The organism is Saccharomonospora saliphila YIM 90502 (assembly GCF_000383795.1).
GTDB lineage: Bacteria > Actinomycetota > Actinomycetes > Mycobacteriales > Pseudonocardiaceae > Saccharomonospora > Saccharomonospora saliphila.
On sequence record NZ_KB912728.1, the window covers coordinates 32,350 to 40,883 of the forward strand.

The window sequence follows — 8,534 nt, forward strand, 5'->3', positions numbered from 1 at the left end:
CCCGCGCCGTCCGCCGGGGTGGTGCCCTCCGTCGTGCCGGGTCCGGTCGGCTCAGGCACCGGCGCCCCCTTCGGCGGTGGGCGCCGACGCCGCGTGCCCGGCCGTCTCGACCTGGAGGGTCACTCTGGTCGCCCCGTGTGCCAGGGCCGCGGACACGATGCGCTGGAGCGCGGACAGAAGCGTCCGGTCATCGCCGGAGACGCCGGTGCCCAGCGGTCCGAAGTCGACGGAAAGGCCCGCTTCCTCGGCGGCGCGGAGAGCCGCGCGGGCGTGCCCCGGCGGCTCTCCCTCGCCGACGAACGGCTCGGTCGTGAATTCCGCGTTCAGCCTCATCCGCGCGAGGTTACCCCGCGCGAGCGCCCCTGTCGGGGCTCGCCGTGCCGCGCCGCGCCAGCTCCGCGAGCCTGCCGGGATCGAGGCCGGTGGCGTGGTGGACCTCGGTGGCGGTGACGGCTCCGCAGTCGAGGCCGCGCAGCACGAACCCGGCGAGTGCGGCTGCCGTGGCGGGCTCGTCGAGATGCGTGGAGTCACCACCGCCGACGTAGGCCCGCAGGCGTGCCGTGGCACCGTCGAGGCCCTCCCGGAAGAAGGCGTAGGTGGCCAGGTAGCGCGTCGGGAGCTGACCCGGGTGCAGGTCCCACCCCTGGTAGAACCCGCGCTCCAGCGAGCGGCGCACCAGGCGGGTGTGCGACCGCCAGGCGGCGTGGACGGTGCCGGTGTCGCCGGTCGGCAGCACGTTCGTGGAGCCGTCCGAGACGGCGACCCCGGTGCCCGCGGCGGCCACCTGCATCACCGCCTTGGCGTGGTCGGCGGCGGGGTGGTCCATGCTCTGCTGGTTCGCCGCGATCCCGCACGAGGCGGAGTAGTCGTAGGTGCCGTAGTGCAGTCCGGTGCACCGTCCGTCCGCGGCGTGCACCATGCGCGCCACGAGTGCGGTGCCGTCCGGCCCGAGGATCGACTGGGGGGTCTCCACCTGGATCTCGAACCGCAGGCACCGTGTGGGTAGTTCGTGCTCTGCCTCCAGGCGTGCGCACACCAGAACCATCGCCTCGACCTGGGCGAGGCTGGTCACCTTCGGCAGCGTGAGCACCAGACCGTCGGTCAGTCCTCCGGCCCGGTGCAGCGCCTCGACGAACAGTCCCAGCGTGCGCAGGCCGCGCCGGCGGGTCGGGGCCTCGAAGCTTTTGAACCGGATGCCGTGGAACGGCGGAGCCGAGCCTTCCCGGACCGAGGCGGCCAGTGTGGCCGCGGCGTCCCGGACCGCCGCGTCCTCCTCGTCGTCCGGGCGCGGGCCGTAGCCGTCCTCGAAGTCGATGCGCAGGTCCTCGATCGGCTCGCGCGCGAGCTTCTCCCGTACCCGCGGCGCCACGGCCTCGGCGACCTCGGCCGACACGCCCGTCGCCTCGGCCAGCGCGGCGGGCGTGTCCCCGTGCCGGGCGAGCGTGTCCCGGGCCTGGCGCCCCCAGGCGGTGACGGTCGTGGCGTCGTAACGGTCGCCCGGGACGTAGACCGTGTGTACCGGCTGCCGTGCCCGCCGGTCACCGGGGAAATCGCGCGCCAGGGCGCGGTCGGCCTCGGCCAGCCGCGTGTCGAGTTCGTCGGCGAGGCGGTCCAGGTCGGCGGTCATGCGCTCCTCCCGCTCGGATTCTCCGCCGCCGCTCGGACCGCGGCCGCGACCGAGGGAGCGACCTGGCTGTCGAACACGGACGGCACGATGTAGCTGGCGTTGAGTTCGTCGGGCGCCACGGAATCGGCGATGGCCCCGGCCGCGGCGAGCATCACCGCGTCGGTGATCTCGTGGGCGCCCGCGTCGAGCATGCCCCGGAAGAAGCCGGGAAACGCGAGCACGTTGTTGATCTGGTTCGGGAAATCCGACCGGCCCGTCGCCACCACGGCGGCGTGCTCCCGGGCGGCGAACGGGTCGACCTCGGGGTCGGGGTTGGCCAGGGCGAACACGACGGCGTCGTCGGTCATGGTGGCGATGTCCTGCCCGGTGAGCACGTCCGGCCCGGACACGCCGACGAACACGTCGGCACCGGCGAGCGACTCGGCGAGTGTGCCCGTGACCCCACGCGGGTTCGTGGTCTCGGCGATCCACCGCCGGTCCGGGTCGAGGCCCTCCCGGCCCGGGTGGAGGACCCCCCGGCGGTCACAGGCGACGATGTCGGCCACGCCTTCGGCCCGCAGCAGGCGGATGATCGCGTGCCCGGCGGCGCCGACACCCGACACGACCACGCGCGCGTCGCGGGCGTCCTTGCCCACGACCCGCAGCGCGTTCGTCAGCGCGGCGAGCACGACGACCGCGGTGCCGTGCTGGTCGTCGTGGAAGACCGGGATGTCGAGCTCGGCGCGCAGGCGCCGTTCGATCTCGAAGCAGCGCGGCGCGGCGATGTCCTCCAGGTTGATACCGCCGTACACGCTCGCCGACGCGCGCACGATCTCCACGATGGTGTCGGTGTCCCGGGTGTCGAGGCAGACCGGCCACGCGTCGACACCGGCGAAGCGCTTGAACAACGCGGCCTTGCCCTCCATCACCGGCAGCGCGGCGGCGGGCCCGATGTCGCCGAGGCCGAGTACCGCCGAGCCGTCGGTGACGACGGCGACCGTGTTGCGCTTGATGGTGAGCCGCCGGGCGTCGTCGGGATTGTCCACGATGGCGCGGCAGATCCGGGCGACGCCCGGTGTGTAGGCACGGGAGAGGTCGTCCCGGTGGGCGAGCGGGACCTTCGGGGTGACCTCGAGTTTGCCGCCGAGGTGCAGCAGGAAGGTGCGGTCACTGATTTTGCGCACCGACACGCCCTCGACGCGCCGCAGGGCCTCGGTGATCGCGTCGGCGTGCGCGGCGTCGGAGGCGTCGCAGGTCACGTCGACGATGAGCCGGTCGGCGTGGGACTCGGCGACGTCGAGCGCGGTGACCACACCGCCCGCGTCGCTCACGGCGCCCACGAGACCGCTGGTGGCACCGGCATGGGACGGCGTTTCCACGCGCACGGTGACCGCGTAGCCCGGGCTGGGGTTCGACATCGGACCTCACTTGGGGCGAATACGGGTGTCAGCGAAAGCGGGTTGCTTCCGTAATGCGGATCATAATGTCTGCATAACGGAATCTCAATGGTGCCGGTTCGTGGCCGCGCGGGGAGCACGCTTGCTTCCCGCCCGCGGCACCCGGACGGCGTAAGCCACCCGTGATCGCGGTCGCCCGACCACACCCGTACGTGCGTGTATCGGGCGGTTTCGGCGCTGTGCCACAGGAAATTCGGCTTGAGGAACCGGCGAGAGAGGAGAGTCGATGTCGACAAGGTCGAAGCCGCGCGACCCGGCCGGTGGGAGCACCCACTGCCGCGGTGCGTCGTGGGGCGTGGTCGCGGAACGGGACGACGAGGCACGAGCGACCGCGAGCGTTCGAGGGCTGCCATGCACCGGTCGTTGATCGTCGCGAAGATCGCTCCGGAGGCCGAGGACGAGGTCGCCCGGATCTGGGCCGAGTCCGACCGGACCGAGTTGCCCCGCATCGCGGGAGTGTCGCACCGCGCGCTCTACCGGCTCGGCGATGTCTACATCCATCTGCTGGAAACCGACCAGCCCGGTCCGGAGGCCGTCGAGGCCGCACGCGCGCACCCGGAGTTCGACCGGGTGAGCACGCGACTGAGCTCCTACATCTCGCCGTACCTTTCGACCTGGCGCTCGCCGCGGGACGCCCAGGCACGGCGGTTCTACACGTGGGAGCGCGGCGGCGGGAAGGAGGCCGGATGAGTGGCTCGCCCGGAGCCGGAGCGGACAGATCGGAAATGAGACCCGGATGCGCATCGGGAGGGTTGTGATGACCGAACAGCAGCAGCGGTCCGGAACGGACACGATGGTCGACCAGGTACGGCGCCTGCTGGTCGAGGGTGCGGGCGTGGACGCCGCCGACCTCGCGGGGGGAGGCGACCGGAGCCTGGTGGACCTGGGCGTGGATTCGCTGGCGGCCATGGAGTTGCAGGCGTTGGTGCAGAAGCACCACGGAGTGAGCCTGCCGGAAGGGTCCCTGCGGATGTCGGTACCGGAGATCGCGGCGCACATCGAGTCGCGTGTGGTGGGAGGAGAGTGAGATGGCGGGGCACACCGAGCAGAGCATCCTGATCGACGCGCCGATGTGGTTGGTCTGGGACATGACCAACGATGTGGACAACTGGGTCAACCTGTACACCGAGTACGCCGAGAGCGAGGTGCTTGAGCGGGAGGGCAACACCCTGCGCTTCCGCCTGACACTGCATCCGGACGAGCAGGGCCGCGTCTGGAGCTGGATCAGCGAGCGCACGATGGACCCGGAGCGCCGCGAGGTCCGCGCTCACCGCGTGGAGACCGGTCCGTTCGAGTACATGAACATCTTCTGGAGCTACCACGAGGAGCCGGGTGGCACGCGGATGACGTGGGTGCAGGACTTCGCGATGAAGCCCACGGCGCCGGTGGACGACGACGGCATGGTCGAGCGGATCAACCGCAATTCCCCCATCCAGATGCAGGCGATCAAGGACAAGATCGAGGCCGCGGCCCGGGCGGGTCGCACCGGTGCGGCCCCGTCTCACCGAGCGCGGTACGAGAGAGAGGGAGCGGTGCATGACTAGCACGGCATGCGGGCCGGTGGTCGAACGCGACGTCGCGCCGAACCGGCGACGGGGCGGTGAGATCCGGGTCGTGCTCGGTCCGGCGACGGTGGGCAGCACCTCGGGGTTCATGGGCACGGTCACGGTGGAGCCCGGCGAGTGCGTTGCCGAGCACTACCACCCGTACAGCGAGGAGTTCCTCTACGTGTTCTCGGGCGAGCTGGCCGTGGACGTGGACGGGGACGAGGTGCGGGTGGGCACCGAGGAAGGGTTGTTGATCCCGGTGAACACCCGGCACCGGTTGTGCAATCCGGGGGCCGAGCGGGTGCGGGCGGTGTTCCACCTCGGGCCGCTGGCGCCCCGGCCCGAGTTGGGGCACGTGGACACCGAGACCGCCGAGGAGGCGGCACGCCGGGTGGCGAGGCCGGCATGACCGGTGCGAGACCGCGCAGGGTCGTGGTGACGGGCGTGGGCGTGGTGGCGCCGGGTGGAGTGACACGGAAGGAGTTCTGGGCCGGGCTCACGGCGGGACGCACGGCCACCCGGCGAGCCACGCTCTACGACCCGGCCCCGTTCCGGTCGCAGGTCGCCGCGGAATGCGACTTCGACCCCGTCGAGGCGGGGTTGACGCCCCGGCAGATCCGCCGGTCCGACCGATACATCCAATTCGGACTCGTCGCGGCCGCCGAGGCGGTCTCCGACAGCGGGATCGAGTTCGACGAGGAGCTCGCCGAACGCACGGGTGTGGTGATGGGGTCGGCGGTGGGCGGCACCATGGCGCTGGAGTCGGAGTACGTGGTGCTCAGCGACCACGGCCGCGACTGGCACGTCGACGCCGACTACGCGGGCCCGTTCCTGTACCAGGCTCTGGTACCGAGCAGCCAGTCGGCCGACATCGCGGTGCGGTTCGGCGTGCACGGGCCGGTACAGGTCGTCTCGACCGGCTGCACCTCCGGTATCGATTCCATTGGCTACGCCTACCAGCTCCTCCAGGACGGCGAGGCCGACGTGGTGCTGGCGGGGGCGTCGGACTCGCCGTTGTCGCCGGTGACGGCCGCCTCGTTCGACGCGATCGGGGCCACGACGCCGGACAACGACGACCCCGCACGGGCGTCGCGGCCGTTCGACCGGGACCGCACCGGGTTCGTTCTCGGCGAGGGATGCGCGGTGCTGGTGCTGGAGGAGTTCGAGCACGCACGGCGCCGGGGCGCTCCGGTGTACTGCGAGGTCACCGGCTACGCCGCGCGCAGCAACGGGTACCACATGACCGGGCTGCGTGCCGACGGCGTGGAGATGTCGGCGGCGATCGACGCCGCGCTGGCGCAGTCCCGGATCGCCGGTGACGAGCTGTCCTACATCTGCGCGCACGGGTCGGGAACCAAGCAGAACGACCGGCACGAGACGGCGGCGTTCAAACGCTCTCTCGGGGAGGTCGCGTACTCGCTGCCGATCAGCTCGATCAAGTCGATGATCGGGCACTCGCTGGGCGCCATCGGTGCCATCGAGATGGCCGCGTGCGCGCTGGCCGTGGACACCGGCACGATCCCGCCGACGGCGAACTGGGAGCACCGCGACCCGGAGTGCGATCTGGACTACACGCCGAACACCGCGCGCGAGCTTCCCGTGCGGGCCGCGTTGTCGGTGGGCAGCGGGTTCGGCGGGTTCCAGTCGGCGATGGTCTTCACCAAGCCCGGGGTCGGCTCATGAGCGGCCGCGCGGTGATCACCGGCATCGGAGTGCTGGCCCCCACCGGGGCCAGCGCCGCCGGCCACTTCTCCGCTGTCGCCGCGGGCACCGGGGCGCTGGGACGGATCAGCTCGTTCGACCCGTCCGGATACCCGGCCACACTCGCCGGGGAGGTCACCGAGTTCGACCCCGAGCAGGTGCCGGGCCGGTTGCGGGTGCAGACCGACCGCTGGACCTGGATGGGCTTCGCCGCCGCCGAACAGGCCCTGGCGGACGCGGCGCTTGATCTGTCCGAACTGGACCCCTACTCGGCGTCGGTGGTGCTGGCCAGTTCCTCCGGCGGCAACGTGTTCGGACAGCGGGAGCTGCAACGGCTGTGGAGCCACCCGGAGCGCACCGTCGGGGCCTACCAGTCCATCGCCTGGTTCTACGCCGCCACCGTCGGACAGCTCTCCATCCGCCACCAGGCCAAGGGGCCGAGCAACGTGCTGGTCTCCGAAAGCGCGGGCGGACTCGACAGTCTCGCCCACGCCGCGCGCCTGGTGCGCCGGGGGGTGCCGGTGGTGCTGGCCGGTGGGCTGGAAGCGCCGCTGAGCCCGTACGCGCTGTCCTGCCAGTTGCGCAGCGGGCGGCTCAGCACCCGCGACGACCCCGACCGCGCGTACCTGCCCTTCGACACCGACGCCGCGGGTTACGTGCCCGGCGAAGGTGGCGCCGTGCTCGTGGTCGAAGACCTCGACCACGCCCGCGCCCGCGGCGCTCCGCTGATCTACGGCGAGGTGCGCGGATGGGCTGCCACTCACGACGGCACGCCGTCGGGGCCCGGGCGCGGTGGCTCCCCGGAGCAGTACGCCCGCTCGATGCGCCTGGCTCTCGATCGCGCGGGCAGGCCCCCCGAGGCCGTGGACGCGGTCGTGCCGGACGCGCTCGGCGTGCCCGAGTGCGACCGCGCCGAGGCCGCGGCGATCCGCTCCGTCTTCGGTTCCCGCGACGTTCCGGTCACCAGCCAGAAGTCCCTCACCGGTCGGCTGTACCAGGGCGGCGCGGCGCTGGACGCGGCGACCGCGCTCCTGGCCATGCGGGAACGCACTCTGCCCGCATGCGCGGGAGTGCGCGAGCCCGCCGAGGGCTGCGACCTGAACTTCGTCCCGGCCACGACGCGGGCCGAGCTCGACACGGTGCTGCTCGGTGCGCGCGGATTCGACGGCTACAACAGCGCGCTGGTGCTGTGTGGGCACGACGGCGCGACGACCGAGAACGGAGGTGGGCGATGAGCGGCGACGAGGCCGGTTCCCGTGCCCGGGTGGTGTTCCTGGTCAGGGTACCCCTCGACAAGACCGACGAGTTCCTGCGCGCCTACGAGCGCATCCGCTACGACGTCGCCGACGGGGTCCCCGGGCACATCGTCGACCAGGTCTGCCGGTCGCGGCACGACCCCGAACAGTGGCTGATCACCAGCGAATGGACCTCCCTCGAGCGGTTCGAGGAATGGGAACGCGATCCCGGGCACCGGGAGCTGGTCCGTCCGCTGAGTGCCTGCTTCTCCGAAGCGAGATCCCTCCGGTTCGACATCCACACCGAAACCTCGGGCGAAACCGTGGTCGCCGGCCGGTGACCGGCCTCCGGCCCCGGTGGCGCAGGGGAGCACATCACGAGAACGGGAGCATTCCCATGGGTACGTGGCACGCGTTGTTCTACCCGCTCAAACCGGGTAGCGAGGAGACCGTCAAAGACCTGTTCCGCGCGAGCGGGCGGCCTCGGTTCGACGTCACCGACGAGGACGGCCGCGTCGTGGGCAGGCTGCTCTCCACCATGGCCTTCGTCGGCACGGAGGTCGCCGTCCGCGTCATCGAGGTGGACGGACCGCTGCCGATGGTCGCCGCGCACATGAGCAGGCAGCCGGAGGTCAAGCAGTTCGAGCGCGAGCTGGAGCAGCACCTGGCCAAGCCGCGCGACATGGTCACCCCGGAAGGAGCGCGGGCGTTCTTCCGGGAGGCCGCGATGGAATGCGTGCTCTCCCGCACGCACGACCAGCCGCTCGACAGCACTGTCTGACACGGGGCCTCGGGGACGGCGCCGGACGAGGAGTGGAGCATGGGACTACGACGCATCGGGTTCCTCGGGCTCGGGGTGATGGGCACGGCCATGGCCGAGCGCCTGCTCGACGCGGGGTTCGAGGTGGCGGTGTACAACCGGACCCAGGACAAGGCCGCCGCGCTCGCCGCGCGCGGGGCCCGCCACGGCCCGACACCGGCCGAGGCC

Annotated in this window: 12 protein-coding genes; 9 read left to right on the forward strand and 3 right to left on the reverse strand. The window is 71.9% G+C overall.

The window, feature by feature from the left end; translation table 11 throughout:
• Positions 1-51 precede the first annotated feature (51 nt).
• From SACSA_RS0119080 to SACSA_RS0119090, 3 genes are read right to left on the reverse strand one after another with little or no spacing between them, the layout of a single operon-like run.
• The gene (locus tag SACSA_RS0119080; RefSeq protein ID WP_019819341.1) at positions 52-333 is read right to left on the reverse strand and encodes a hypothetical protein; all 282 of its coding nucleotides are present in this window, start codon (positions 331-333) and stop codon (positions 52-54) included.
• A 10-nt stretch (positions 334-343) separates the two neighbouring features.
• Positions 344-1,627: a DUF6986 family protein gene (locus tag SACSA_RS0119085; RefSeq protein WP_019819343.1), complete on the reverse strand. Its 1,284-nt coding sequence runs from the start codon at positions 1,625-1,627 to the stop codon at positions 344-346.
• Positions 1,624-3,024 (reverse strand): NAD-dependent malic enzyme, encoded by a 1,401-nt coding sequence (locus SACSA_RS0119090; RefSeq protein ID WP_019819344.1) that lies wholly within the window; start codon positions 3,022-3,024, stop codon positions 1,624-1,626. Before SACSA_RS0119090 ends, SACSA_RS0119085 begins: the two co-directional genes overlap by 4 nt.
• A gap of 390 nt (positions 3,025-3,414) precedes the next feature.
• Between SACSA_RS0119090 and SACSA_RS0119095 the strand changes: the two genes are divergently transcribed.
• The 9 genes from SACSA_RS0119095 to SACSA_RS24880 form a co-directional block, all read left to right on the forward strand.
• Positions 3,415-3,753 (forward strand): TcmI family type II polyketide cyclase, encoded by a 339-nt coding sequence (locus SACSA_RS0119095; RefSeq protein WP_019819346.1) that lies wholly within the window; start codon positions 3,415-3,417, stop codon positions 3,751-3,753.
• A gap of 67 nt (positions 3,754-3,820) precedes the next feature.
• A complete protein-coding gene (locus tag SACSA_RS0119100; RefSeq protein ID WP_019819347.1) occupies positions 3,821-4,090 on the forward strand; it encodes an acyl carrier protein in 270 nt (89 codons plus the stop codon).
• Between the two features lies 1 nt (position 4,091).
• Positions 4,092-4,607 (forward strand): SRPBCC family protein, encoded by a 516-nt coding sequence (locus tag SACSA_RS0119105; protein WP_019819349.1) that lies wholly within the window; start codon positions 4,092-4,094, stop codon positions 4,605-4,607.
• Complete coding sequence (locus SACSA_RS0119110) at positions 4,600-5,019, forward strand: cupin domain-containing protein (protein ID WP_028662047.1); 420 nt, start codon at positions 4,600-4,602, stop codon at positions 5,017-5,019. Before SACSA_RS0119105 ends, SACSA_RS0119110 begins: the two co-directional genes overlap by 8 nt.
• On the forward strand, positions 5,016-6,293 hold the full coding sequence (locus SACSA_RS0119115) for a beta-ketoacyl-[acyl-carrier-protein] synthase family protein (RefSeq protein WP_019819353.1): 1,278 nt from the start codon (positions 5,016-5,018) through the stop codon (positions 6,291-6,293). Before SACSA_RS0119110 ends, SACSA_RS0119115 begins: the two co-directional genes overlap by 4 nt.
• The gene (locus SACSA_RS0119120; RefSeq protein ID WP_019819354.1) at positions 6,290-7,546 is read left to right on the forward strand and encodes a beta-ketoacyl synthase N-terminal-like domain-containing protein; all 1,257 of its coding nucleotides are present in this window, start codon (positions 6,290-6,292) and stop codon (positions 7,544-7,546) included. The genes SACSA_RS0119115 and SACSA_RS0119120 overlap by 4 nt, the downstream gene beginning before the upstream one ends.
• Positions 7,543-7,887, forward strand: a complete 345-nt coding sequence (locus SACSA_RS0119125; RefSeq protein ID WP_019819355.1) for an antibiotic biosynthesis monooxygenase family protein — start codon at positions 7,543-7,545, stop codon at positions 7,885-7,887. Before SACSA_RS0119120 ends, SACSA_RS0119125 begins: the two co-directional genes overlap by 4 nt.
• Positions 7,888-7,943: 56 nt before the next feature.
• The gene (locus SACSA_RS0119130) at positions 7,944-8,327 is read left to right on the forward strand and encodes a SchA/CurD-like domain-containing protein (protein ID WP_019819357.1); all 384 of its coding nucleotides are present in this window, start codon (positions 7,944-7,946) and stop codon (positions 8,325-8,327) included.
• Positions 8,328-8,366: 39 nt separating this feature from the next.
• The coding region (locus SACSA_RS24880; RefSeq protein WP_048877058.1) for an NAD(P)-binding domain-containing protein at positions 8,367-8,534 on the forward strand (168 nt) is incomplete at its 3' end.